The 25,242-nt window shown below is 70.0% G+C and carries 22 protein-coding genes and 3 pseudogenes; 10 read left to right on the plus strand and 15 right to left on the minus strand.

The window, feature by feature from the left end:
- Window positions 1-189 precede the first annotated feature (189 nt).
- Together RLT59_RS11435 and RLT59_RS11440 are read right to left on the minus strand one after the other, a co-directional pair.
- Window positions 190-1,202, minus strand: a pseudogene (locus RLT59_RS11435) (NAD-dependent epimerase/dehydratase family protein).
- Window positions 1,203-1,320: 118 nt separating this feature from the next.
- Entirely contained in the window at window positions 1,321-2,274 is a 954-nt protein-coding gene (locus RLT59_RS11440) for a LysR family transcriptional regulator (protein WP_311303305.1), read from the minus strand.
- 278 nt (window positions 2,275-2,552) lie between these two features.
- On the opposite strand from RLT59_RS11440, the gene snpA reads away from it, so the two are divergent.
- A complete protein-coding gene (snpA, locus tag RLT59_RS11445) occupies window positions 2,553-3,218 on the plus strand; it encodes a snapalysin (protein WP_311303306.1) in 666 nt (221 codons plus the stop codon).
- Window positions 3,219-3,394: 176 nt separating this feature from the next.
- On the opposite strand, the gene RLT59_RS11450 is transcribed toward snpA, so the two are convergent.
- The 5 genes from RLT59_RS11450 to RLT59_RS11470 all read right to left on the minus strand — a co-directional run bounded on the left by RLT59_RS11450 (window position 3,395) and on the right by RLT59_RS11470 (window position 8,342).
- Window positions 3,395-3,751: a GntR family transcriptional regulator gene (locus RLT59_RS11450; protein WP_311307687.1), complete on the minus strand. Its 357-nt coding sequence runs from the start codon at window positions 3,749-3,751 to the stop codon at window positions 3,395-3,397.
- A gap of 2 nt (window positions 3,752-3,753) precedes the next feature.
- Window positions 3,754-4,737, minus strand: coding sequence for an SdpI family protein (locus tag RLT59_RS11455; protein WP_311303307.1), 984 nt, complete (start codon window positions 4,735-4,737; stop codon window positions 3,754-3,756).
- A 160-nt stretch (window positions 4,738-4,897) separates the two neighbouring features.
- Window positions 4,898-5,566, minus strand: coding sequence for a DUF6304 family protein (locus RLT59_RS11460; RefSeq protein ID WP_311303308.1), 669 nt, complete (start codon window positions 5,564-5,566; stop codon window positions 4,898-4,900).
- A 175-nt stretch (window positions 5,567-5,741) separates the two neighbouring features.
- On the minus strand, window positions 5,742-6,785 hold the full coding sequence (locus tag RLT59_RS11465; RefSeq protein ID WP_311303309.1) for a family 2 encapsulin nanocompartment cargo protein polyprenyl transferase: 1,044 nt from the start codon (window positions 6,783-6,785) through the stop codon (window positions 5,742-5,744).
- Window positions 6,786-6,935: 150 nt separating this feature from the next.
- The gene (locus RLT59_RS11470; protein ID WP_311303310.1) at window positions 6,936-8,342 is read right to left on the minus strand and encodes a family 2B encapsulin nanocompartment shell protein; all 1,407 of its coding nucleotides are present in this window, start codon (window positions 8,340-8,342) and stop codon (window positions 6,936-6,938) included.
- A 184-nt stretch (window positions 8,343-8,526) separates the two neighbouring features.
- Between RLT59_RS11470 and RLT59_RS11475 the strand changes: the two are divergent.
- The 3 genes and pseudogenes from RLT59_RS11475 to RLT59_RS11485 all read left to right on the plus strand — a co-directional run.
- Window positions 8,527-8,631 (plus strand): annotated as a pseudogene (locus RLT59_RS11475) (hemin transporter); the annotation flags it as partial.
- Between the two features lie 149 nt (window positions 8,632-8,780).
- Window positions 8,781-9,371, plus strand: coding sequence for an N-acetylmuramoyl-L-alanine amidase (locus RLT59_RS11480; RefSeq protein ID WP_311303311.1), 591 nt, complete (start codon window positions 8,781-8,783; stop codon window positions 9,369-9,371).
- 71 nt (window positions 9,372-9,442) lie between these two features.
- Window positions 9,443-10,408 (plus strand): 1-aminocyclopropane-1-carboxylate deaminase/D-cysteine desulfhydrase, encoded by a 966-nt coding sequence (locus RLT59_RS11485; RefSeq protein ID WP_311303312.1) that lies wholly within the window; start codon window positions 9,443-9,445, stop codon window positions 10,406-10,408.
- Here the strand turns inward: RLT59_RS11485 and RLT59_RS11490 are convergent.
- The gene (locus RLT59_RS11490; RefSeq protein WP_311303313.1) at window positions 10,387-11,985 is read right to left on the minus strand and encodes a Na+/H+ antiporter; all 1,599 of its coding nucleotides are present in this window, start codon (window positions 11,983-11,985) and stop codon (window positions 10,387-10,389) included. The two genes, RLT59_RS11485 and RLT59_RS11490, sit on opposite strands and share 22 nt — an antisense overlap.
- A gap of 35 nt (window positions 11,986-12,020) precedes the next feature.
- Between RLT59_RS11490 and RLT59_RS11495 the strand changes: the two genes are divergently transcribed.
- The 3 genes and pseudogenes from RLT59_RS11495 to RLT59_RS11505 all read left to right on the plus strand — a co-directional run.
- On the plus strand, window positions 12,021-12,281 hold the full coding sequence (locus tag RLT59_RS11495) for a UBP-type zinc finger domain-containing protein (RefSeq protein ID WP_073737002.1): 261 nt from the start codon (window positions 12,021-12,023) through the stop codon (window positions 12,279-12,281).
- A 232-nt stretch (window positions 12,282-12,513) separates the two neighbouring features.
- On the plus strand, window positions 12,514-12,927 hold the full coding sequence (locus tag RLT59_RS11500; RefSeq protein WP_014048265.1) for an ATP-binding protein: 414 nt from the start codon (window positions 12,514-12,516) through the stop codon (window positions 12,925-12,927).
- A pseudogene (locus RLT59_RS11505) lies at window positions 12,888-13,904 on the plus strand (RNA polymerase sigma factor SigF); the annotation flags it as partial. The gene RLT59_RS11500 and the pseudogene RLT59_RS11505, both read left to right, overlap by 40 nt.
- 57 nt (window positions 13,905-13,961) lie before the next feature.
- Here RLT59_RS11505 and RLT59_RS11510 read toward each other — a convergent pair.
- Entirely contained in the window at window positions 13,962-14,363 is a 402-nt protein-coding gene (locus RLT59_RS11510; protein WP_311307688.1) for a hypothetical protein, read from the minus strand.
- 235 nt (window positions 14,364-14,598) lie between these two features.
- Here RLT59_RS11510 and RLT59_RS11515 point away from each other — a divergent pair, with 235 nt between their 5' ends.
- On the plus strand, window positions 14,599-15,567 hold the full coding sequence (locus tag RLT59_RS11515; RefSeq protein ID WP_311303314.1) for a diacylglycerol/lipid kinase family protein: 969 nt from the start codon (window positions 14,599-14,601) through the stop codon (window positions 15,565-15,567).
- Between the two features lie 318 nt (window positions 15,568-15,885).
- Window positions 15,886-16,143 (plus strand): WhiB family transcriptional regulator, encoded by a 258-nt coding sequence (locus RLT59_RS11520; RefSeq protein ID WP_003953983.1) that lies wholly within the window; start codon window positions 15,886-15,888, stop codon window positions 16,141-16,143.
- A 175-nt stretch (window positions 16,144-16,318) separates the two neighbouring features.
- Here RLT59_RS11520 and RLT59_RS11525 read toward each other — a convergent pair whose 3' ends face one another.
- Window positions 16,319-17,785, minus strand: a complete 1,467-nt coding sequence (locus RLT59_RS11525) for a sensor histidine kinase (RefSeq protein WP_311307689.1) — start codon at window positions 17,783-17,785, stop codon at window positions 16,319-16,321.
- Between the two features lie 396 nt (window positions 17,786-18,181).
- Entirely contained in the window at window positions 18,182-19,252 is a 1,071-nt protein-coding gene (locus RLT59_RS11530) for an SIS domain-containing protein (protein ID WP_311303316.1), read from the minus strand.
- Window positions 19,253-19,479: 227 nt separating this feature from the next.
- Here RLT59_RS11530 and nagB point away from each other — a divergent pair, with 227 nt between their 5' ends.
- A complete protein-coding gene (gene nagB / locus RLT59_RS11535; protein ID WP_311303317.1) occupies window positions 19,480-20,265 on the plus strand; it encodes a glucosamine-6-phosphate deaminase in 786 nt (261 codons plus the stop codon).
- Window positions 20,266-20,355: 90 nt separating this feature from the next.
- On the opposite strand, the gene RLT59_RS11540 is transcribed toward nagB, so the two are convergent.
- The 4 genes from RLT59_RS11540 to RLT59_RS11555 all read right to left on the minus strand — a co-directional run bounded on the left by RLT59_RS11540 (window position 20,356) and on the right by RLT59_RS11555 (window position 25,119).
- Complete coding sequence (locus RLT59_RS11540) at window positions 20,356-21,912, minus strand: glycoside hydrolase family 3 protein (protein ID WP_311303318.1); 1,557 nt, start codon at window positions 21,910-21,912, stop codon at window positions 20,356-20,358.
- A gap of 8 nt (window positions 21,913-21,920) precedes the next feature.
- Entirely contained in the window at window positions 21,921-22,751 is an 831-nt protein-coding gene (locus RLT59_RS11545) for a carbohydrate ABC transporter permease (RefSeq protein WP_311303319.1), read from the minus strand.
- The gene (locus RLT59_RS11550; protein WP_311303320.1) at window positions 22,748-23,740 is read right to left on the minus strand and encodes a carbohydrate ABC transporter permease; all 993 of its coding nucleotides are present in this window, start codon (window positions 23,738-23,740) and stop codon (window positions 22,748-22,750) included. The genes RLT59_RS11545 and RLT59_RS11550 overlap by 4 nt, the downstream gene beginning before the upstream one ends.
- Window positions 23,741-23,838: 98 nt before the next feature.
- Window positions 23,839-25,119: an extracellular solute-binding protein gene (locus RLT59_RS11555; RefSeq protein WP_311303321.1), complete on the minus strand. Its 1,281-nt coding sequence runs from the start codon at window positions 25,117-25,119 to the stop codon at window positions 23,839-23,841.
- Between the last annotated feature and the right edge of the window lie 123 nt (window positions 25,120-25,242).

The raw sequence follows: 25,242 nt of genomic DNA on the forward strand, positions 1-25,242 counted from the left end.
GTTTTACCGCTTCTGTGATCTTTTGTTCCCATACAGCGCAATATGCAGCTTTATTGAGTGCTTATCAGCTGTGCCACGCCGGTCGGGCACCCGCTTCCGCCGACCGCTCGGCCCGGTCCGCCCCGGACGGCGGCGCGGGGCGGCCCGGCGGGTGCCCGGACGGCGGGGTGCCCGGACCATGGCGTCCCGTCAGTCCGTCAGCAGCTTCGCCTCTGTCTGCGGATCGAGCCCGACCGAGGGCCGGTCGGGGCGCTGTGGCGCGCTGCCGCCCAGTTCACACAGCCACCTCCAGGTGTCCTCGACCGTCTCCCCGACCGGCCGGCAACGCAGCCCGGTGGCGTACGCCCGGCTGACATCGCCCTGGTGCAGGCTGTCGTACAGCTCCCCCGGCGGCAGCCAGACCGGCAGGCCCGACCAGGGCTCGACGCCCGCCGCGAGGATCGTCTCCGTGTCGGTCCAGCGCAGCTCCGCATCGGAACCGGTGACCCGCACACAGGCGTCGAGCAGCTCCCCCATCGTGGTGTGCACCGGGCGGCTGACCAGGTTGTACGGTCCGTGCGGTCCGTTCCCGGCGGCGTCCAGCAGCCACCCGGCGAGGTCGCGGGCGTCGATGCACTGGAGGGGCAGACCGGGTGTCCCCGGGGCCAGTACGGGCCCTCCCCTGGCGATCCGCGTGAGCCACCGCGGCAGCCTGCCGATGTTCTCCCAGGGTCCGATGATCAGCCCCGCGCGGACGAGCGGCGCCCGGTCACCGAAGGCGTCCAGCGCGGCAAGTTCGCCACCGCGTTTGGCCAGGGCGTACGAGACGTCGCCATCGGCGTCCGGTGAGGCACCGTCCACCACCGGAACGTCCTCCGGCAGACCCGCCGGGGCCGGGTAGGCGCAGACGGACCGGCTGGAGACGTACGCGTACCGCCGGGCCCGGTCCGCGAGCAGCCGGGCCGCGTACCGTACGGCCGAGGGGGCACCGCTCCAGGTGTCGACGACCAGGTCCCAGGTGTACGAGCCGTCCGCCGGCCCGGCGACGGGTTCAAGGGCCGCCAGGCCGTCCGCCGCGGTGCGGTCACCGAGCAGTTCGGCCGTGCCGGCGGCGGCTCGTGGTGGCCCCGGCGGAAGACGGTGACCTCCCAGCCGCGTGCGAGCGCGTCCTCGGTGACCGCCCGGCCGACGAATTCGGTACCACCCAGCATCAGAAGCCTCATGCCCCGGCTCCACATCCCCGCGCCCCGGACCGGCCTCGCTCTGGGCTGAATCGGACACGTTCCGGTCCACGCCCGGCCCGGCCCGTTCCGTGCACGCCCGGCCCGTTCCGGTACGCGCTCAGGAGGAGTGGGCGAGCGGGCTCCGGTTGCGCAGGAGCCACTGGTGGTAGCCGTCGACCTGCCGGGCCGCCTCCCGGTAGGCGGCCTCCAGCTCCGCGTACACCGCCGCCGTGTCGGCGCCCGGCCGGGAGACCAGCAGCAGCCGGACCGCGAGCGGATCGTCGCGCAGCGGGCGGATGGCCATGTCGTCGCGCGGGCCGGAGGTCGGCTGGCAGGGCGCGACCGCCTCGCCGAGGACGACGAGGGAGGCGGCGGTGAGGTAGTCGCCGTGCAGCACGGTCGGCGCGACACCGGCCGCGCCGAACACCCGGCGCAGGCCGTCCCATTCGCCGTCCACCGTGGGGTCGACCATCCACCGGTCGGCCGCCAGATCGGTCAGGTCGACGACGGGCAGGGCGGCGGCCGGGTGGTCGCGGGCCATCGAGATGAACTGCGGTTCGCGGTCCAGGAGCACCCGCTGCACCAGGCCGTCCGGCACGTACAGCGGGCACCCCTCCACCTCGTGCACGAAGGCGACGTCGAGCCGGCTCGCCTCGACCGCGCGCAGCAGCGCGTGGGCGGACACGTCGACCCGCAGCGTGATGTCCGTGCCCGGCAGCCGGATGCGCAGCCTGCGCAGCCAGCCGCCGATGACCCGGCTGGCGGTGCAGCCGATCCGCAGCCGGGGGCCGCCGGACCGGGCCGCGTCCGCCTCCGCCTTGGCGTCGGTGACCAGCGCCCGCATGCCGTCCACGAGCGGACGGGCCCGGCTCAGGACGGCATGGCCGAGCAAGGTCGGCCGGCAGCCGGTGCGTTCGCGGCTGAACAGTTCGGCGCCGAGGGAGTTCTCGATCCGGCGCAGCTGGGTGGTGAGCGAGGGCTGGCTCACGCCCAGCCTGCGGGCCGCCCGGTGCAGGCTGCCGGTGTCGGCGATGGCGCACAGCGCCCTGAGGTGCCTCACCTCAAGCTCCATAACGCCGAGAGTAGGGCGGCGGCGCCATGCCGCACCAGACGTCCCAATCCCATCAAACTCCTGTAATTCAGCGGTAGGTGGAACGCCGGACACCGTTTGTGCCCGCTCGATTCATCGCGTCCTCGCCCTGGGGCCACGGCCGGGTGATAGGGCGGCGCTATCGCCGGTTGGCATCATCCGCCGGGGCTCGGATTCGCCCACACTCTCTCCGTACCGCCCCCGTCCGAGTCCGATCATCGGACGGGTTCCTCGGACAGGTAACTGGTAGGAGACCCCCCATGAGACACCCCAGGACCGTCATGTCGGCCGTGGTCGGCTTCGGCCTCGCCGCCGCGCTGGGAACCGCACCCGCGCTCGCCTCTGCCGCTCCCGTACCTGCCTCTTCCGCGACGGCCCCCCACGTCGCGTACACCTCCCACTCCGGATCGCACGAGAGCGCCGCCGCCAACAAGGCGTTCTTCGAGGCGGTCGCGAAGTCGGTGGCCGAGAAGCGGGCCGCCCACCCGGGCGTCCAGTCGGTCACCATCGTCTACAGCACCGCCAACGCCCCGAGCTTCCGCACCCAGATAGCCAACAGCGCGCAGATCTGGAACAGCTCGGTCTCCAACGTCCAGCTGCAGGAGGGGTCCAACGCCGACTTCACCTACTACGAGGGCGACGACCCGGCCGGCTCGTACGCCAGCACCGACGGACACGGCAACGGCTACATCTTCCTCGACTACGCGCAGAACCAGCAGTACGACTCGACCCGCGTCACGACCCACGAGACCGGGCACGTGCTCGGCCTGCCGGACGACTACTCGGGTCCGTGCAGCGAGCTGATGTCGGGCGGCGGCCCCGGCCCGTCCTGCACCAACCCGTATCCGGACGCCAATGAGCGCAACCAGGTGAACTACCTCTGGCAGAACGGCTTCGCGGCCGCGCTCTCCCGCAGCGGTTCCTGACCACAGCACGCGGACAGGGGCCACCCCGTTCTGCGCTCTGCGGGGTGGCCCCCTCGCGCGTACGCAGAGGCCGGAGCCGTCAGCCCTCCGCGGGTACGCGACGGCTTGCGCCGTCAGCCCTCCGCGGGTACGCGATGGCCTGCGCCGTCAGCCCTTCGTGCGTTCGGTCGGTGCTGTCACCGGTTCAGTTCGGCACGGACGAGGGCCAGTAGTTCGTCCTCCGTCATCCCGAGCTCACGTGCGCCACCGACCATCTCGCGTACCCGGTCCAGCAGCATGGCCCGGTGCGGCGAGACGCCCGCCGCGATCATCGCGCCGCGGCCCCGGCGCAGTTCGATCAGCCCTTCCTCACGCAGCCGCTGGTAGCCGCGCAGCACCGTGTGCACGTTGACGCCCAGCGATTCGGCGAGGACCCGGGCGGCGGGCAGCCTCTCTCCCGGGCCGACCGTCCCGTCGGCGACGGCCCGGCGCACACAGGCAGCGATCTGGTCGCCGAGCGGCACGGTGGAGGTGGGATCGACCCGGAAAAGCATGGTCATTTTTCCGTTCGACGCTGATCGACCAGGGTGTTGAGCAGGGCCGCGGCGGTCGCCGAGTCCTCGACGGTCACCGCGAACTGCCGGCCACCGGCCAGGTCCGCCACGATTCCCTCACCGGACCGGATCATGACTCCGGTCCGGCCTGGCTGGATCCGGTAGCCCCAGCCGCCGTATTCGGCCAGAGGATTGATCTTACGGCTGTCCGCCGCCTCGATCCGTTCGAGCGGGATTCTTATCCGCGGCCACGACAGCACCCCGGAGACGGTGAGGCCGCGCCGGTCCACCGTGACGTACGGGCGGGCGAAGACCGCGAGGAGCACGCCGACGACGAAGGCCGGAATCGCCGCGATCCAGTCAGCGGCGAACAGCAGGACGAACCCGCCTCCGAGCACGACGAGCGGGACCAGCGGCAGCCACCAGGCCCCGGCATTGCGCGCCCACCCCGCGATCTCCCCGTCGGCCAGATCGATCCGGTCGCGGCCGGCGACCGGACGGCGGCCGGCCGGGGTGTCTTCCCGGGGAAGGAGCGCGGCAAGCAGCAGCCCGAGCCCGAAGGCGAGCGCGGCGACTCCCACGCCCACGGCCATGTGCCACATCGGGAACGAGACATCCTGCGCCCGGCCCTGCGCGTCCTGGTCGGCATCCACGTTGACGGACAGGGCAGCCGCCATCAGGTAGCCGAGGCCTCCGGCGACGGCATAGCCACTCGCGACGACCCTCCCGTACGAGCGGCCGGTGAACTTCCCCGCGACCGCCATCAGGACCCACAGGGCGCCGATCCCGGCGAACAGCACGATGACGATCGCGATGTACGAACCCCGGCTCGCATGGTCGTCCACTCGGCCGTTGCCCACGAAGTGGCTGGCTATGTGGGCGGGGAGCCGGTCACGCCAGGTCGCGAACAGGATGAGGTCGGCAGCGAGGGCGAGTACGAACGGCAGCGCGGCAAGGACCACACGGCCGACATTTCTACGGTTCATAGAAACCTCCATTGTTTGCATGCTAGTAGAACAATGGAGGTACGACAATGACGCGGGCAACGAGACAGCGGGCAGGGGGAAACGCGGAGCCCGCCTGACGGTGACACACTGTCAGGCGGGCTCGGTGATGATCCGGTACGGGTGGTGCCGAGGCGGCCGGTCAGGCCAGTTCGAGGGGGAACGCTCCGCGGTGTCCGGTACCCGCACCGGCCGTCGGCCGGGGCTCGAACTCCGGGCAGCTGTAGGTCTCCTGGACGAATCCGCTGCGCCGGTCCCACAGATCGAGGACATCGCTCTCCCCGTCCGCCCCCCGGTAGGCCTCCTTGGCACCCCGGAAGCAGGCGAGGCCGCCGGAGAGGCCTCGGCCGGGCGCCGGGAAGTAGTCCGAGAAGGCGCATGCGATACAGGTCTGGAGCCGGACCCCGGGCGGAAGAACCCGCTGGATGGTGGCGAGCGCGGAGCCGAAGTCGCTCTCGGCCCGGTGGGACCGGAATCCCGCCCCGCCGAACTGCAGCTCCAGGTAGAGGTACGGATCCGGCCGGCGCAGCGACAGCAGGCAGCTGAGCCGCGCCTGTTCGGGCACCCCGTCCGCGACGACCGGGAACGGCAGGTCCCATTCCAGGACGCAGTCGTTGAGCACCCCGTCCGCCAGGGTGAACATCTCTCCCTGGTCCGGCGTGCCCGCCGCGGGGCGGAGCCCGTCGAAGCTCTCGCCCTCGAAGTCGACTCCCCGGATACGGAGGCGGAGTTGCTGTCCGTCGGTGGTGAGGATGACGGCATCGGATCCCTGCCGGTCCCGGTACCACCCTGCCCACGACTCATCTGTCATGGGCACGGACTGTAGCCCGTGCCTCGGACACTCCCCCTGCCGCCCTCCACTTGCCCGCGCGAGGCCCGCGCCCTCGGCCGATCATCGCCCTATCGCGTCACGCTCCTTCGCTCCTTCCTTTCCCCACTCCTTCCCTGCTCCGCCCCTCCCTCGCTCGGCCCCTTCGCTCCTTCGCTCAGTGGGTGCGGCGGGTGACGAACTCCGCCAGGGCCAGGAGGTCGCCCGCCGCGGACAGGTCGGGCACCGCGCGGGACAGGTGGTGCACGGCCCGTGCCATGCGGTCCGCGGCGCAGATCTGCGCCCAGTCGCGCCCGCCCGCCCGGTCGACGGCGTCGGACGCACGGCTCACCTCGCCGACCGTGTTCATCGGACCCCGGTAGAGCGCGGCCAGTTCCGCGGCCGCCGGGGTGCCGGCGGTGAGCGCGGCGACCACGGGCAGCGACTTCTTGTGGGCGGTGAGATCGGCCCCGACCGGCTTCCCCGTCTGGGCCGGGTCGCCCCAGATACCGATGAGGTCGTCGATGAGCTGGAAGGCCAGCCCGGCCTCACGGCCGAAACCGTCCATGGCGCCTACGGCGCGCTCGTCGGCGCCCGCGTAGAGCGCGCCCAGCGCGCAGGCGCAGCCGAGCAGGGCACCCGTCTTGGCCGTGGCCATGGTGAGGCACTCGTCGAGCGTGACCTCCTCCGGGCCCCGTTCCTCGAAGGCGCAGTCGGCCTGCTGGCCGGCGCACAGTTCGATGACGCAGGTCGAGAGCCGCGCCGAGGCACGCGGCGACACCGATCGGGCGTCCTCGGCCAGCAGTCGCTGGGCGAGGGCCAGCATGGCGTCGCCCGCGATGACGGCGTCCGGGATGCCGAACACCGTCCAGGCGGTGGCGCGGTGACGGCGGGTCCGGTCCTCGTCGATGACGTCGTCGTGCAGCAGGGTGAAGTTGTGCGCCAGCTCCACGGCGACGGCCGCCCGCACGGCGTCCCTGGGGTCGCCTCCGAGCGCCCGGGTGGCGGCCAGCACGAGCGCCGGCCTGATCGCCTTGCCCGCACCGCCGTCGGCCGGGCTTCCGTCGACGTGCTGCCAGCCGAAGTGGTACATGGCGACGCGCCGGATGGATCCGGGCAGCGAGGCGACCGCCGCCCGCAGGTGGGGGTCGACGAGGGATCGGGTGTACTCCAGAAGAGCCGCGGCCTCGTTGCCCTCGGTCGCGGCGTCGGTACGGGTCATGGTCAATCGGTCACCCCGGTCGTTGCCGTCCCGGCCCGGACGCTGTCGCTCCGGGCCGGACGTGGGTGGTTGCTGTTGGCTACTGCGGACAGCGGCGCGTGTCAGGAGCGGGTCCCGCCCATGGCGGCCGGGACCCGCTCCTGACACGGCTCAACGCCAGCGGCTTACCTCGACGTTCTCCAGGACACCGAGGGCGTCCGGCACCAGTACGGCCGCCGAGTAGTAGGCCGTCACGAGGTAGGAGATGATCGCCTGCTCGTCGATCCCCATGAAGCGGACCGACAGGCTGGGCTCGATCTCGTCGGGGATGCCCGTCTGCTGGAGTCCGACAACGCCCTGCTCGGCCTCACCGGTCCTCATGCAGATGATCGAGGTGGTGCGGGCGTCGCTGACCGGGATCTTGTTGGACGGGAAGATCGGAACCCCGCGCCAGGTCGCGATGCGGTGACCGCCGATGTCGATGCTCTCCGGGACCAGGCCGCGCTTGTTGCACTCCCGGCCGAAGGCGGCGATGGCCCGGGGATGGGCCAGGAAAAGCTTCGATCCGCGGCGGCGCGAGAGCAGTTCGTCCATGTCGTCCGGACCGGGCACGCCGTCGTGGGGTTGCAGCCGCTGGCCGTAGTCGCAGTTGTTGAGCAGGCCGAACTCGCGGTTGTTGATCAGCTCGTGCTCCTGGCGCTCGCGCAGCGCCTCGACCGTGAGCCGCAACTGCTGCTCCGTCTGGTCCATCGGCTGGTTGTACAGGTCGGCGACCCGGCTGTGGACCTTCAGCACGGTCTGCGCGACGCTCAGTTCGTACTCGCGGGGCGCGGCGTCGTAGTCGACGTACGTGTGCGGGACGACTGCCTCCCCCACATGTCCCGCGGACAGGTCGATCGCCGCCTCGCCGTAGTTGTTGGTGCGCTGCTGCGGGATGGCCAGCAGTCCGGCGAGGTGCTCGCGCAGTGGTTCGGACCGCTCCGCGAGGTTGAGCACATCGGCGCGCTGCAGCGTCAGCACGGTGCAGTTCGTGACGGCGCGGGCCGTGTACTCCCAGAGGGCGTCGCCCTCGATGAGGGAGTGGTCACCGAAGTACGCCCCGTCGGCATGCACCCCGAGCACCGTCTCGTCCCCGTAGGGGCCGGTGCCGATCTTCTCGACCTTGCCGTGCGCCAGCAGGAAGACCCGGTCCGCCGCGTCACCGGCCGCGGCCAGGAGCTGTCCGGCGGGAACATCACGCTGCTCGCACCTGCGGGCCAGCTCCGCCAGCGCCTCCTCGTCCCCGAAGTCGCGCAGGGCCGGGAGTTCACCGAGCTCGGCGGGGATGACCGCCACCCGGTCACCGGTCTGCACGAAGGTCACCCGGCCGTCGCCGACCGAGTAGCTCAGCCTGCGGTTCACCCGGTATGTGCCGCCCTGCACCTGGACCCACGGAAGCATCTTCAGCAGCCACCGCGAGGTGATCTCCTGCATCTGCGGGGCGGACTTGGTGGTCGTCGCGAGGTTCCGCGCGGCTGCCGTGCCAAGACTCTGCTGCGGCGGCACCTGCGCGTTCTGAACCTCTTCACCAACGGACATCTGACGCCCTCTCCATCATCGGCTGACCTACTGAAGAAGCCTTTCAGCACGTGACTCGGCGCGCCATTACACAAAAGAGTGTGACTAATCGGGCTTTGGGCTGGGCACAACGCTGCGCGATGCCCGCGGAGCGGTTGACTTGGCATCGGCCGCACCCCGACGCTCTCGATGCTGGAGCACCTGGCCCTTCATGCGGTCCTTGCGCACCCAACTGCTCGCCAAGGGCGTCCCCGCCGCCGACATCCACTACGAGGTGTTCGGTCCCGACCTGTGGCTCGCCAGGGACTGAACCCGTTCCGGTGCTCGCGGAATTGACCGGATCGGCTCGCACACCGCCCGAACAGAGCCTCTTCAAAAGCCCATGACCGGCTCGGGGCCCCGATTGCCGGGTACAAGCGCTCTACGGGCATATCTCCCCCACGCGCAAAGGAGTCGGCCATGTCCTCACCCATGTCCGCGAGCACCTTCCTCGCCGCCCTGAAGGACGAGGGGCTCACCGTCGTGCAGGTAGGCGACTGGCGAACCCACAACCGCAACCAGCAGGGCGACTGGGGCCCGGTCAACGGCGTGATGATCCACCACACCGTCACCAAGGGCACCGACGCCACCGTCCAGCTCTGCCGCGACGGCCACAGCGACCTGCCGGGGCCGCTGTGCCACGGAGTCATCGCCAAGGACGGCCGCGTCCACCTGGTCGGCTACGGCAGGGCCAATCACGCCGGCCTAGGTGACGACGACGTACTGCGCGCCGTCATCGCGGAGAAGAGCCTGCCGCCGGACAACGAGGCCAACACCGACGGGAACCGGCACTTCTACGGCTTCGAGTGCGAGAACCTCGGCGACGGGAAGGACCCCTGGCCCGACGTCCAGCTCGAAGCCATCGAGAAGGTCGCGGCCGCGATCTGCCGCCATCACGGCTGGACGTCCAAGTCCGTCATCGGGCACCTGGAGTGGCAGCCGGGCAAGGTCGACCCGCGCGGCTTCACGATGGCCGATATGCGGGCCCGGATCCATGACCGCATGAAGTAGCCGCCCACGGCCGACCCGGGGCACGTCCACAAGCGGGCACGTCCCTCAGCCGGCACGTCCACAATGGGGACATGCCCGCCACACCGCCCGGCCCGCCCGGACCATCCGGCCCGCCCGGCCTCTCCCAGCTGCGGCCGGCGCTTCCGTCACCCCTGCGGCCGGCCGGGGACGACCGCTTCGGCCGGTACGGCGTACGACTGCTGCTCAAGCGCGACGACCTGATCCACCCGGACCTGCCGGGCAACAAGTGGCGCAAGCTCGCCCCCAACCTGCTCGCCGCCACCGGACGTCCCGTGCTGACGTTCGGCGGGGCGTACTCCAACCACCTGCGGGCCACGGCCGCCGCGGGACGGCTGCTCGGTTTCCGCACCATCGGTGTCGTGCGCGGGGACGAGCTGGCCCACCGGCCGCTCAACCCCTCGCTGGCGCAGTGCGCCGCCGATGGCATGCTGCTGCACTTCGTGGACCGTGCGACCTACCGTGCCAAGGACGATCCAGAGGTCCTGGCCGGGCTGCTGAGCGCCCACGGCGCGTGCGAGGTCATCCCGGAGGGCGGCAGCAACGCCCTGGCCGCACAGGGCTGCACAGAGCTCGGGCGCGAGCTGCGCGGACTGGCCGACGTGGCGGCGGTGGCCTGCGGCACCGGCGGCACCCTGGCCGGACTCGCCGCCGGACTCGCGCCGGGGCAGCGCGCGCTCGGCGTCCCCGTCCTGCGCGGCGGCTTCCTGGGCGACGCGGTACGCGACCTCCAGCGGAAGGCGTTCGGCGGACCGGCCGGCGACTGGTCCCTGGACGAGCGGTTCCACTTCGGCGGCTACGCCCGTACCACTGACGCGCTGCACGCCTTCGCGGACGACTTCGAGGACAGGCACGGGCTGCCGGTCGAGCGACTCTATGTGGCCAAACTCCTCTACGCGCTCACGACTCTGGCGGGAGAGGGCGCGTTCCCCGCCGGAAGCTCGGTCGCCGCCGTGATCACCGGACGCCCGGACCCGGCACAGCCGCCCGGCGGCCCTCAGTCCGACTCCTCCCGGTAGGCCGCCGCCTCCTCCAGGTCGAGGCGCCTGAGCAGGGTCCGCATCATCTCGTCGTCGATTCCGCGCTCGTCCCGCAGCCGCACGAAGACCTCGCGTTCGGCCTCGATCATCTCGCCGGCGAGGCGCCGGTAGGTGTCGTCCGCCGACTCCCCCGTCACCGGGTTCGGCGCGCCCAGCCGCTCCCACACGGCGTTGCGGCGCCGCTCCAGGACGGTGCGCAGCCGGTCGGTCAGCGGTTGCGGCAGCCGGTTGCGCTCGTCGGCGAGCAGCTCCTCCAGCCGCGCCTCCGCCGCCGTGGACGCCTCGCTCTGCGCCTGCGCCTCCGCGAGGGTCTCGGCCTGCCGGTCGCGCCCCGGGAGCTTCAGGACGCGCACCAGGAGCGGCAGGGTGAGCCCCTGGATGACCAGGGTGCCGATGACCGTGGTGAACGTCAGGAAGAGCACCAGGTTGCGGGCCGGGAAGTCCGCGCCGTCGGCCGTGACCATCGGGATGGAGAACGCGATGGCCAGCGAGACGACGCCGCGCATCCCGGCCCATCCGACGATGAGCGGCGCGGTCCAGTCGGTCCCGGGCTCCCGCTCCCTGATCCGTTTCGACAGCCATCGGGGCAGATAGGTCGACGGATAGACCCAGATGAACCGGACCACGACGACCGCCAGGAACACCGCCACGGCGTACCAGAGGGCGTCCGCGACGGCGTACGTACCGAGCCCCTTCAGTACGAAGGGCAGCTGGAGGCCGATCAGGGCGAAGACGGCGGACTCCAGGATGAAGGCGACCATCTTCCAGACCGCGGCCTCCTGGAGCCTGGTCGCGAAGTCGACCTGCCAGGACCGGTGGCCCAGGTAGAGCGCGACGACGACCACCGCGAGCACTCCGGAGGCGTGCACGCGCTCGGCCGCCGCGTACGCCACGAAGGGGATCAGGAGCGACAGGGTGTTCTGGAGCAGGGGCTCCTTGAGGTGGGTACGGAGCCAGTGCAGCGGCACCATGAGCACCAGGCCGATCGCGACGCCGCCGACCGACGCGAGGAAGAACTCCCCGATCCCGGCGCCCCAGCTCATCCCCTCGCCCACGGCCGCCGCGAGGGCCACCTTGTACGCGGTGATCGCGGTGGCGTCGTTCACCAGGGACTCGCCCTGGAGGATCGTCGTGACCCGGGCGGGCAGGCCGACCCGGCGGGCGATGGCCGCGGCCGTCACCGCGTCCGGCGGGGCGATCACGGCTCCCAGCACCAGCGCGGCGGTGAGCGGCAGATCGGGCACCAGCCGGTAGGCCAGCCAGCCGACCGCGACGGTCGCGAACAGCACGTAGCCGACGGAGAGCAGCGCGACGGGGCGGAGGTTGGCCCGCAGGTCGAGGTAGGAGCTGTCGACGGCGGCGGTGTAGAGCAGCGGTGGCAGCAGGAGCGGCAGCACGATGTGCGCGTTCAGGGTGTACGTCGGCACCCCGGGCACGTAGCTCCCGATCAGTCCCATGGCCACCAGCAGCAGCGGAGCCGGCACCGGGGTACGGCGGGCCAGGCCCGCCACCGCCGCGCTCGCCGCGACCAGTGCCACCAGTGGCAACGCGTCCATCTCACGGTCCTCGCATCCGTCGTAACCTGGCAATCATGAGTGAGTGCCCGCACGTATCAGATCTGCCGCGCCCCGAGCCCGCACCCCTCAGTGACGCCTGTCTCGAATGCCGGGCAGCCGGCACCCACCCCGTGCAGCTGCGGCTCTGCCTGGTCTGCGGCCATGTCGGCTGCTGTGATTCGTCACCGATGCAGCACGCCACGACGCACTTCAAGGAGACCGGTCATCCGGTGATGCGGAGCTTCGAACCCGGCGAAAGCTGGCGTTGGTGCTTCGAGCACGGTTCGATCGTCTGACGTCTGGGTACGTCAAACCGGCGCCTGTTGTTCGTGATTGACCGCCGCAGACCTCTAGCCACTGTGTGTACTCATGGGCTTACCATGAGTGACAGTCATGGGACGGGGTCTTGGCGACACGGCATCATGGATCGCGATAGCGTCGCCGGACCAAGAACCGAAGACGTACCGCATGGCTCCGGGGCACCCTTCCCGGATCCTCGAATGAGTTTGTGCCACCTTGGAGGTGAGGGTGTCCCAGATCGCAGGCGAGCCCGGGAATCAGGACTTCGTAGAGGTCCGGCTGCCCGCTGCGGGTGCCTACCTGTCGGTGCTGCGTACGGCCACGGCCGGCCTCGCAGCGCGCTTGGACTTCACTCTCGACGAGATCGAGGATCTTCGCATCGCGGTCGACGAGGCCTGCGCGATCCTGCTTCAGCAGGCCGTGCCCGGCTCCGTCCTCAGCTGCGTCTTCCGTCTCATCGACGACTCACTTGAGGTGACGGTTTCGGCCCCCACGACGGACGGGCGGGCCCCGGAGCGTGACACCTTCGCCTGGACGGTGCTCTCGGCACTGGCGGGGAAGGTCGACTCCACGGTCGCCGATGACCGGACGGTCAGCATCAGCCTGTACAAACAGCGCGGCGCGGGACCCGGGCCGGCGTGAGCAACGGGAACGGGGACGGTCCGGTGCGGGACGAGACGATCCGACCAGGGGTGGTGCACGCGGCAGGCATCCCGGACCAGCAGGCCCTGACTCATCCGGTGGATGAGGCGGACCTGCCCCGTGCGGTGGACGGGGCGGACGGGCCCGCCGGCCGTACGGTCGCGGTGGAGCAGTCGCAGGCGGAGCGGGCAGGCCAGATGAGCGAGCACAGGCACCACGATCCACACGACCGCAGCGGGGCGCGGGCGTTGTTCATCGAGCTGGGCAAGCTCCCCGAGGGCTCGCCCGAGAAGGCCGAACTGCGCAATCGGCTGGTCCGGATGCATCTGCCGCTCGTCGAGCACCTGGCCCGGCGGTTCCGCAACCGGGGCGAGCCGCTGGACGATCTGACCCAGGTCGCCACGATCGGCCTGATCAAGTCGGTGGACCGGTTCGATCCGGAGCGGGGCGTCGAGTTCTCGACGTACGCCACGCCCACGGTCGTCGGTGAGATCAAGCGCCACTTCCGTGACAAGGGCTGGGCGGTGCGGGTGCCGCGCCGCCTCCAGGAGCTGCGGCTGTCGCTGACCACGGCGACCGCGGAGCTGTCCCAGCAGCACGGCCGTTCGCCCACGGTGCACGAGCTGGCGGAGCGGCTCGGCATCTCCGAGGAAGAGGTGCTGGAGGGGCTGGAATCGGCCAATGCCTACAGCACGCTCTCCCTGGATGTGCCGGACACGGACGACGAGTCCCCCGCGGTCGCGGACACGCTCGGCTCCGAGGACGAGGCGCTGGAGGGCGTCGAGTACCGGGAGTCGCTCAAGCCGCTGCTGGAGGACCTGCCGCCACGAGAGAAGCGGATTCTGCTGCTCCGGTTCTTCGGCAACATGACCCAGTCACAGATCGCGCAGGAGGTCGGCATCTCACAGATGCACGTCTCGCGGCTGCTGGCCCGCACGCTGGCACAGCTGCGCGAGCGGCTGCTCGTCGAGGAGTAGCCGTACGGTGCGCGGCCCCGGGAGACGGCCGACCGCGCCCCGGTTCACGCGTACACGTCAGGCGGCGGTGTCCGTGTCGGGCTCCGGCTCGGGCTCCGCGCCCGGCCGGCGGATCCCCAGGGCGCCGATCGTCGTCGGCCTGGCCAGCTGGTACAGCGCCGTCAGCGACACCGCCGCCAGGACGATCCCGGCCGGGATCAGCGCACCCTGGGAGCGCAGCAGCGTCCACGCCACCGGCAGCGCGATGATCTGGGTGATGAGGGCGGGGCCCCGGCTCCAGCTGCGCCGCAGCAGCAGTCCACGCGCGGCGAACAGCGGGATCAGCCCGAGCGCGATCAGCGTCAGACCGCCCATTTCGGCCTGCTGCGGGCTCTCGGGGCGGCCGAGCAGCCCCATGACCAGCATGTAGATTCCGCCGATGACGAGGGCCGCGCCCTCCAGGGCGTTGAGTCCGGCCACGAGCGTGATCCTGGCCGGCTTCGGCGGTTCGGCCAGAGGCATCGGCGAGGGCGCGTTCTCCTGAGTACTCACCCATGCAGGTTGGCACTCCGGAGCCGCGAATGCGAAGCCGGGGTCGTGAATCCACCGGAACGCGGCAGCCGCGATCGGCCCAACGCGCCCGGACCGTCACCCTGCGTGAAGGTCATCGGGCAGGACTTCAGGCCGATACCCCGCGGTAGGTACTCTGGCGGACATGCGCGCACTTCTTGTGGTCAATCCAGCTGCTACCACCACCAGTGCCCGCACCCGTGATGTGCTCATCCACGCGCTGGCCAGCGAGATGAAGCTGGAGGCCGTGACCACCGAGTACCGCGGGCACGCCCGCGACCTGGGACGCCGCGCCGCCGACAGCGACGACATCGATCTCGTGGTGGCGCTCGGCGGTGACGGCACGGTGAACGAGGTCGTGAACGGCCTGCTGCACAACGGCCCCGACATCGACAACCTGCCGAAACTCGCCGTCGTGCCCGGCGGCTCCACCAATGTGTTCGCGCGCGCCCTCGGGCTGCCCAACGACGCGGTGGAGGCGACCGGCGCCATCCTGGACGCGCTGGCCAACCGCACGGAACGGACGGTCGGACTCGGCCTGGCGGCCGGCACCCCGGGCACGGAGGACGAATCCGTGCCGGAACGCTGGTTCACCTTCTGCGCCGGCCTCGGATTCGACGCGGGCGTCATCGGCCGGGTCGAACAGCGACGGGAACAGGGAAGGCGTTCGACCCATGCCCTGTACGTCCGGCAGGTACTGCGCCAATTCCTTGAGGAACCCCACCGGCGGCAGGGAATGATCACGCTCGAAGTGCCCGGACAGGAACCGGTCACCGATCTCGCGCTCTCCATAATCTGCAATACGGCACCCTGGACCTACCTGGGGAATCGCCCGATGTACGCCTCTCCGAAGGCCTCGTTCGACACCGCTCTGGACGTCCTCGGCCTGCAACGGCTGTCGACGGCGGCGGTCACCCGCTACGCGACCCAGCTGCTCACTTCGAGCCCCGAGAAGGGGCCGCGCGGTAAGCACGCGGTTTCACTTCATGACCTCACAGACTTCACCTTGCATTCAAAGGCTCCGCTGCCCTTCCAGATCGACGGTGACCACCTGGGGGTGCGCACAAGTGTGACGTTCACAGGCGTACGCCGTGCACTGCGTGTGATTGTGTGAGTGGAAGGGACCAAAGTCCTTTAACTCGAACGTTTGGACTGGCTTCCACCCTCTAGAAGTACGGCTGTGACCTAGCCGACACCGAGGAATCAAAAAAAACTTTCCTGTAGGGGTTGTATCCGCCGCCGAGGTTTGCGAATCTCTACATGGCGATCGGGACGGCCCGCAACAACGGCCTCCACTGAGAGCCAGAACCCCTCCTCACTTCACAGGACCACAACCAGTTCATCTGGGCGTCGGCCCTACACCTGCGGGGGGATTCGTGAAAGCGTTCACATTCACAAGCCACAGTACGTATACCAAGGAGAGGTAGCAGCCATGGACTGGCGTCACAACGCCGTTTGTCGTGAGGAAGACCCGGAGCTGTTCTTCCCCATCGGCAACACCGGTCCTGCGCTGCTGCAGATCGAGGAAGCCAAGGCCGTCTGCCGTCGCTGCCCCGTCATGGAGCAGTGCCTGCAGTGGGCGCTTGAGTCCGGCCAGGACTCGGGCGTCTGGGGTGGCCTCAGCGAGGACGAGCGCCGCGCAATGAAGCGCCGCGCCGCTCGCAACCGGGCGCGCAACGCCAGCGCCTGACGACGCCACCGCTACGAACCTGAGCCAGGCGGCGCGTACAGAGCGTACGCATCACCCCGCCCTCCCCCGAGTCGCAGCGCGCAGTACCCCCGAATCGCATGCTTGACCAGAGAGCCCGGACCGTTTACCAACGGTCCGGGCTCTCTGCTGTGCCGTGCGTTCTGAGCGGCGGCCGCTACTTGTCGGCGCGGACCGGGATGTCGAGGATGACCTGGGTGCCGCGTTCCGGCGCCGGCACCATGCCGAACGTCCCGCTCAACTCGCCCTCCACCAGCGTCCGCACGATCTGGAGCCCCAGATTGCCGGTGCGCTGCGGGTCGAACCCCTCGGGCAGTCCGCAGCCGTCGTCCTGGACGGTGATCAGCAGCCGCGCCTCCGTGGGCGAACCGCCCCGGACCGCGGAGACCTCGACCGTGCCCGACTCGGCGACGCCGAAGGCGTGCTCCAGGGCGTTCTGCAGCACTTCGGTGAGGACCATCGCCAGCGGAGTGGCCACTTCCGCGTCCAGGATGCCGAAGCGTCCCGTCCGACGGCAGGTCACCTTGCCCGGCGAGATCTCCGCGACCATGGCGATGACCCGGTCCGCGATCTCGTCGAACTCCACCCGCTCGTCCAGATTCTGGGACAGCGTCTCATGCACGATGGCGATCGAACCGACGCGCCGTACAGCCTCGTTGAGCGCCTCGCGGCCCTGCTCCGAGTCCATCCGGCGGGCCTGCAGCCGCAACAGGGCCGCCACCGTCTGGAGGTTGTTCTTCACCCGGTGGTGGATCTCCCGGATGGTGGCGTCCTTGGTGATCAACTCGCGCTCGCGGCGGCGCAGTTCCGTGACGTCGCGGAGCAGGACCAGGGAGCCGATCCGGACCCCCTTGGGCTTGAGCGGGATCGCCCGGAGCTGGATCACCCCGCCCGTGCACTCGACCTCGAATTCACGGGGCGCGTAACCGCTGGCCAGTTTGACCACCGCCTCGTCCACCGGGCCCCGGGAGGGCGCGAGTTCGGCGGTGATCCCGCCGAGGTGCTGTCCGACCAGGTCGGAGGCGAGGCCGAGGCGATGGTAGGCGGAGAGACCGTTGGGGCTGGCGTACTGGACGACGCCGTCGGCGTCGAGCCGGACCAGCCCGTCACCGACCCGCGGCGAGGCGTCCATGTCGACCTGCTGGCCGGGGAACGGGAAGGACCCGGCGGCGATCATCTGGGCCAGGTCGGAGGCGGACTGGAGATAGGTGAGCTCCAGCCGGGACGGGGTGCGGACGGTGAGGAGGTTGGTGTTGCGGGCGATCACCCCGAGGACGCGGCCCTCCCGGCGTACGGGGATCGACTCGACCCGTACCGGAACCTCCTCACGCCACTCCGGGTCGCCCTCGCGCACGATCCGGCCCTCGTCCAGCGCCGCGTCCAGCAGCGGGCGGCGGCCGCGCGGCACCAGGTGGCCGACCATGTCGTCCTGGTAGGAGGTGGGGCCGGTGTTGGGCCGCATCTGGGCGACGGACACGTAGCGGGTGCCGTCGCGGGTGGGGACCCAGAGCACCAGGTCGGCGAAGGAGAGGTCGGAGAGCAGCTGCCACTCCGAGACCAGCAGATGGAGCCACTCAAGGTCGGTGTCACTCAGGGCGGTGTGCTGGCGGACGAGGTCGTTCATGGAGGGCACGCGTGCGAGCGTACCTGTGGATGCGGACAGGTACCGAACCGGACGGCCCGGCCCCGCGTGCAGGGAGAAGGGCCGGAAATTACCGTCTCCGATGGATGGACAGGCAGGAATGGTCTAGTCCACAATGCAGAAGACAGAACCTCCGCTCTCCCCGCACAGGAGAGCGGAACGAGGTACCCGCGCTCTCTGCCCTGACTGCGCCGGTACCTCCCCCCGGGCCGGGGGCACCGCACACCGTCGGCCCGACTGACCGCCTCCGGGCGGTCTTACTCCGGGCTGCGGTGCTGGTCGGGCTGAGGGTCCCGGCCCGGCGCCGTGGCCCGCGGGTGTTTCCGGGGGCGGCTTCCCCAGAAGCGCGTCTCCGCCGGGTGTTTCCCGGGACGGCTCTCAGCGCGTCTCCGTGACCTTCGCCAGTGCGCGCGGAGCGTCAGGATCCTGGCCCCGGGCAATCGTCACCTCGTACGCCAGCATCTGGAGCGGCAGGATCTCCAGGATCGGCTGGACCTCCTCCGCGACCCCGGCGGTCGGCAGCACGAAGCCCGCGGACGCCGCCGCGACCTGAGCCTTGGGGCCGACCACGAAGAGGTCGGCGCCCCGCCCGCGCAGCCGGTCGAGCACCGGCTGGAGGGCCTCGCCGCCCCGGCCGTCGGTGACCACGGCGATCACCGGGGAGATGTTGTCGACCATGGCGAGCGGTCCGTGCAGCAGATCGGCGCCGGAGTAGGAGAGAGCGGGGATGTAGCTCGTCTCCATCAGCTTCAGGGCGGCTTCCTTGGCCGTGGGATAGCCGTAGCCGCGCGAGGTGATGACCATGCGCTCGGCGAAGCGGTAGCGCGACGCCAGGGCCTTGACCTCGTCCTTGCGGGCCAGGACCGCCTCGGCCAGCTCCGGCAGGATCGCGGCCGCCTTCCCGTCGCCGCCGCGCAGCCCCTCCACGAACAGGTACAGCGACAGCAGCGAGGCGGTGTACGTCTTGGTGGCCGGCAGCGCCTTCTCCGGGCCCGCCAGGATGTCGATGTGGTATTCGGAGACCGCGGCGAGCGGCGAGTCCGGGTTGTTGGTCACCGCCAGCGTCACCGCACCGGCCTCCCGCGCGGCCCTGGTGGACGCGACCAGGTCGGGCGAGCCGCCGGACTGGCTGACGGTGATGACCAGGACGTCCTTGAGATCCGGCTTCGCGCCGTACGCGGTGGTGGTGGACATCGAGGCCAGACCGCAGGGCAGTCCGAGCGTGATCTCGATCAGGTACTTCGCGTAGAGCGCCGCGTTGTCCGACGTGCCTCGGGCGGTGAGCAGCACGAAGCGCGGTTTGCGCGCGGCGATCTCGGCCGCCACCGCGCGGATGGCGGGAGCTCCGTCGTCGAGGATGCGGCGGAGCATCGCGGGCTGCTCGGCCATCTCGCCGGACATGATCCGGCCGGGCATCTCACCCTCGCCTGCCGGGTACGTGGCGGACATGTCTGGTGCCTCCCGGTGATGTGCCGATGCGTCGGCTGGGACGTACCCAAGTCGAACACGGGGCACCGAGGGGCCGCCAGCGGACGGCACCCGGCGGGATTGCGGACGCGCCGGCCGCGGTTCGCCCGGCGGGTGCCCGGGGGCTTCGTCCGGGTGGGCGAGGTCTGCTAGATTAGGACTTCGATTGGTCTATACCACATGATTCACTCCAGATCGGCAGGCCCCGCGTGGAAGTTGTCATCGTCCCGGACGCCAAGGCAGGCGGCGAACTGATCGCGGGGGCCATCGGCACCCTGCTGAGCCGTAAGCCCGACGCCCTTCTCGGCGTTGCCACCGGCTCGACCCCGCTGCCCATCTACCAGGCACTGGCGGACAAGGTCCGCTCGGGTGCCGTGGACGCCTCGCGCGCCCGCATCTGCCAGCTCGACGAGTACGTCGGGCTGCCGGCGGGCCACCCGGAGTCGTACCGCTCCGTCGTCCTGCGCGAGGTCGTCGAGCCGCTCGGTCTCTCCGAGTCCTCGTTCATGGGCCCCGACGGCTCCGCGGAGGACGTCCAGGCCGCCTGCGAGGCGTACGACAAGGCGCTCACGGAGGCCGGCGGGGTGGACCTCCAGCTGCTGGGCATCGGCACCGACGGGCACATCGGCTTCAACGAGCCGTGCTCCTCGCTCGCCTCCCGTACCCGGATCAAGACGCTGACCGAGCAGACCCGGGTCGACAACGCGCGCTTCTTCGACAACGACATCACGCAGGTGCCGCACCACGTGATCACCCAGGGCATCGGCACGATCCTGGAGTCCCGCCACCCGATCCTGCTCGCGACGGGCGAGGGCAAGGCCGACGCCGTGGCGGCGACGGTCGAGGGGCCGGTGGCCTCCGTGGTGCCCGCCTCGGCGCTCCAGCTGCACCCGCACGCGACGATAGTGGTCGACGAGGCGGCGGCGTCGAAGCTGAAGCTGGCGGACTACTTCCGCGCCACGTATGCGGCGAAGCCGCTGTGGCAGGGTATTTAGTCTTCTGCGGTGCGCGGGAGGGGCCGGGCACCTGGTGGTGTCCAGCCCCTCTCGTGTTTGTGCGGGTGCGTCGTGGTGGACGCCTTGTCCTCAATCGCCGGACGGGCTTGATTTGGCCGATGCGATCGTTTCTGCCGCTGCCCGGCCGCAGACCCTGGCGGCTCCGTGGGTGGCGATGTGGAAGGCCCCCCGGGGTTCGGCCTGGGGGACGCCCATCTCGACCACGATCGTGTCCGCACGCGCCGCCAGCAGCGCGTCCAGGGCCTCCGTCATCCACGGGTGACGGTGCGCGTCGCGGACGACCGCGACGACGCGCCGGTCCCCCGCGGCCCGCAGCACATCGGCGGCGAGGTTCTCGTGCTCGCTACCGTACGTGTCCGTACCGGTGCCCGGCACCAGCCGGGCCAGTTCGGCGGCGACGCCCCAGGGGGTCTCGTCCCCCACCGCGATGTTCGCGACCGGGGTGAGCGCGGCGACGTACGCCGGGCCGGTGAGCGGCTCGGCCGGGCCGCTCACCACGAGCGCGCGGCGGGCCGCGACCAGGCCGATGTCGGAGCTGATGCCCGTGCTGTCCCCGGTGCCGGGCGCGGTCCCCTCCTGCACTGCCGCGCCCGGCTCCGGGACAGCCCCCCCGGCCCGTCGCGTCCAGGACGCGAGGGCCCGTACCCGGGCGGCGGCGTCGGCCAGCCGCTCCTCGGGCAGTTCACCGGCACGGACCGCCGCGACCAGCGCGTCGCGCAGCCGGAGCACCGTGCTGTCGTCGTCGAGGCCGCCGCCGACACAGAGCGCGTCGGCGCCCGCCGCGATCGCGAGGACCGAGCCGCGCTCGATCCCGTACGTCGAGGCGATGGCCTGCATCTCCACGGCGTCGGTGACGATCAGGCCGTCGTAACCCAGCTCCTCGCGCAGCAGACCGGTGAGGATCTGCGGGCTCAGCGTCGCCGGGCGGTGCGGGTCGAGCGCGGGAAGCAGGATATGCGCGCTCATCACCGATTTGGAACCCGCCGCGATCGCCGCCCGGAAGGGCACCAGTTCACGGGCGTGCAGGGTCTCCAGGTCCACGTCGATGCGCGGCAGCGCGTGGTGCGAGTCGACCGCGGTGTCGCCGTGCCCCGGGAAGTGCTTGGTGCAGGCGGCGACTCCGGCGGCCTGGAGGCCCTCGATGTACGCGGCGGTGTGCCGGGCGACCAGCTGCGGGTCCGCGCCGAAGGACCGTACGCCGATGACCGGGTTGCCGGGGTTGGAGTTGACGTCCGCGGACGGCGCCCAGTTGAGGTTGACGCCGCAGTCCGCGAGCCGGCGGCCCAGCTCCTGGGCGACGGCGCGGGTCAGCGCGGTGTCGTCGACGGAGCCGAGCGCCAGGTTGCCGGGGAAGGAGGAGCCGTGCCGCACCTCCAGCCTGGTGACGTCGCCGCCCTCCTCGTCGATCGCGACGAGCACGTCGTCGCGTTCGGCGCGGAGCTGGGCGGTGAGCGCGGTGAGCTGACCGGGCGTCTCGATGTTGCGGCCGAACAGCCCGACGGAGGAGAGGCCTTCACCGATCCGGCGCAGCAGCCAGTCCGGTGCAGTGGTGCCGGTGAAGCCCGGCTGCAGGACGGCGAGCGCGTCGCGGGTGACGGTGTCCGTGGTGGATACGAGGGTGGTCATGGTGTGCGTTATCCCTTCACGGCGCCGTCGGTGAGACCGCTGACGGCCTTGCGTTGCAGGAAGACGAAGAGGATCAGGATCGGGACCGCGAAGATCGAGGCCGCCGCCATGGTGGCGCCCCAGTCGTCGCCGAACTGGCTCTGGAACTGGGAGAGCCACAGCGGCAGCGTCTTGGACTCGGGCTCCTTGTTGAGGATGAGGACGAGCGGGAATTCGTTCCACGCCGTGATGAAGCCGAAGAGCGAGGTCGCCATGAGACCGGGGGCGAGCAGCGGCAGGATCACCTTGACGAACGCCTGCGGGCGGCTGCACCCGTCGACCATGGCGGACTCCTCCAGCTCCTTGGGCACGGCGGCGACGTAGCCGCGCAGCGTCAGGATGGTGAAGGGCAGCACCATGACCATGTAGAAGAGGGTCAGCGGGACCAGGCTGTTGAGCATGTCCGCGTCGCGGACCAGCATGTAGATCGCGATGACCATGACTTCCCACGGGGCCATCTGCGCGATCATGAAGACCAGGATCATGCTCTTGCGGCCCTTGAACCGCATCCGCGCCAGGGCGAAGGACGCGAAGAGCGCGATGATCAGCGAGAACACGACCGCGAGCAGCGTGACGGTCAGCGAGTTCCTGACCAGCGTGAGGAAGTCGGGCGCGTTGTACGCCGTCTTGAAGTGGTCGAACGTGACGTCGGTCGGGAACCAGACCGGCTTCTCGGTGATGATGTCACCGGTCGGCTTGAACGCCGTGCTGAACATCCAGTAGACGGGGAAGACGAAAGCGGCGAAGAGGACGATCGCCGTTGCGTTGGGCCAGATGCGGCCGAGCAGTGAGCGCTTCACAGCTCGTCCTCCTCTTGCTTGAGAACGATGCGGAGGTAGTAGGAGGTCAGCCCCAGCATGATCAGGATGGTGAGCAGCGAGATCGCGGCGCCCATGCCGTAGTGCTGGTTTCCGACCCCTTCGACGAAGGCGTAGATCGGCAACGTCTCGGTGAGGCGGTTGGGGCCGCCCTCGTTGATGGTGAAGAGCTGCGGGAACGCCTTGAACACCCAGATGACCTCAAGGAAGGTCGTGGCGTAGAGGAAGGGCCGCATGAACGGGAAGGTCACCTGGGTGAAGCTCTTCCAGTTGCCGGCCCCGTCGAGCGAGGCGGCTTCGTACAGTTCCTTGGGGATCGTCGTGGTGGCGGCGTAGAGGTTGATCGCCACAAAGGGGATCGACTGCCAGACGATCAGGAGCCCGACCACGAAGAAGGTGGAGAACTGCGAGCCGGTCCAGTTGTAGTCGGCCATGGAGTGGAAGCCGATTTTGTCGAGCACGTAGTTCACTACGCCGAACCGCGAGGCGAAGAGCCACTGGTAGACGGTGGACGCCGCGACCACGGGCATGGCCCAGGCGAGCACGAGGCCCAGCATCAGAGTGAGCCGCATCTTCTTGCCGAGGCGGGCGAGCAGCAGTCCGATCAGCGTGCCGAACAGCATGATCAGCGCGACGTTGACGCCGGTGAAGACGACGGTGCGGACGGTGACGCGCCAGAAGTCCTCACCGCCGAGGATCTCCTTGTAGTTCTTGAACCCGTTCCATTCGGTGGCGTGCCGGATCAGCTGCCCCATATTGAGGTTCTGGAACGACAGCATGCCGTTCTTCACCAGGGGATAGCCGAGGAGGAGCGCCGTCACGGCGAGCGCGGGTACGAGCAGCAGATAGGCCGCGGCCCCCGCGCCCAGCTTCCGCCTGCGTCTCCCACCCGGTGCGGCGGGTGGCTGCCCGCCCTGCCCCCGGCCTGCGGCTGTCTTAGCCACGTCCGACGGATTGGTCTCTACTGCCATGCTCGTCATCACTTCCAACAGAGCCCTACAGGAACGGTGCGTACAGCCGGGGCGGCGGGTGGATGCCCGCCGCCCCGGAGTGTGTCGCGCTGCTGCTACTACTGCTGCTGGCTCAGGCGCTTGTTGAGCTCGCCCTCGACCTTCTTGGCGGCATCGGCGGACGACTTACCCTGCAGGACCAGTGTCATGTAGCTCTTGATCGGGTTCGGCGGGTTCTCGACCGGGGCCCACTCGGGGATCAGCGGCGTCGTGCCACCGGCCTTGGCGGCGGGACCGGCGGCCTCGGCGGCGGGCTGACCCACGGCGTACTTCTGTCCGGCCTCGGACTTCGGGGTCCAGCCGGCCTCCTTGACGAGAGCGCCGTCGTTCTTCTCGCTCAGGGCGATCCGCAGGAACTCCTTGGCGAGGTCCTGCTTCTTGCTGCCCGCGGCGACGGCGAAGTTGGAGCCACCGAGGAAGACACCCTCGGGCTTCTCGGCGGTCTCACCGGGGATGGTGAAGAAGCCGATGTCCTTCTCCAGCTTCGGGTTGGCCTTGATGGCCGTGCCGGCCTCGTAGCCCATCGCGATGATGGCGCCGGTCTTGCCCTTGGCGAAGACCTCGGCCTGCTGCGGGGTGGCCTCGTCCTTGTCCTTGGGGGCCTTGGAGTAGGACTGGTACTGCTTGTACACGTCCATGGCCGCGGCGACCTTCGGGTCGCTCAGGTTGGAGACGTACTTGTCGCCTTCCTTCTTGACCGGCTCGACGCCCTGGCCGACGAGCAGACCGTCGAAGAAGTACCAGTTCTGGCCGGGCAGGTAGATCGGCTCGGCGTCGCCCTTCTTCTTGATGGCGTCGAAGGCCTTGAAGAGGTCCGCGCGGGTCTTCGGAGTCTCGGTGATACCGGCGTCCTTGAAGACCTTCTTGTTGTACATGACGACGCGGTTGCCGAAGTACCACGGCAGGGCGTACTGCTTGCCGTCGAAGACGGAGGGGGCGTTGACCGCGTCGGCCCAGTCGCCGCCGATCTCCTTCTTCACGTCACCGAGCTCGGCGAGACCGCCGGTCTTGGCGTACGCGGGGGTCTGGGTGTTGCCGATCTCCAGCACGTCGGGCGGGTTGGACTCGGAGAGGGCCGTGGTGACCTTCTGCTGAATACCGTTCCATTCCTGGACTTCGATCTTCAGCTTGGCCTTGGTCTTCTTCTCGAACTCGTCGGTGACCGTCTTGGTCCAACCGGGCGGGTTCGAGCCGGACATCGTCCAGACCGTCAGGGTCTCGCCCGCGTATCCTTCGGCACCGGCCTTCTTGCCGTCGCCGCTGTCGTCGTCAGAACCACAGGCCGCCATGCCGAACACCATGCCCGCGACGCCGATCGCCGCGATGAGCTTGCGCTTCACGCCACCCTCCTCAGGGATGCTGCAACCCCTGCCCACCGCGCAAAACACGTCGACGAGTACTACTGGGGCTGGAACCTGGTCTCTAATGGTTTAGACCAGTACCGGGAGCTTGGCCTAGACCTT

It is taken from the genome of Streptomyces sp. ITFR-6 (assembly GCF_031844725.1).
GTDB lineage: Bacteria > Actinomycetota > Actinomycetes > Streptomycetales > Streptomycetaceae > Streptomyces.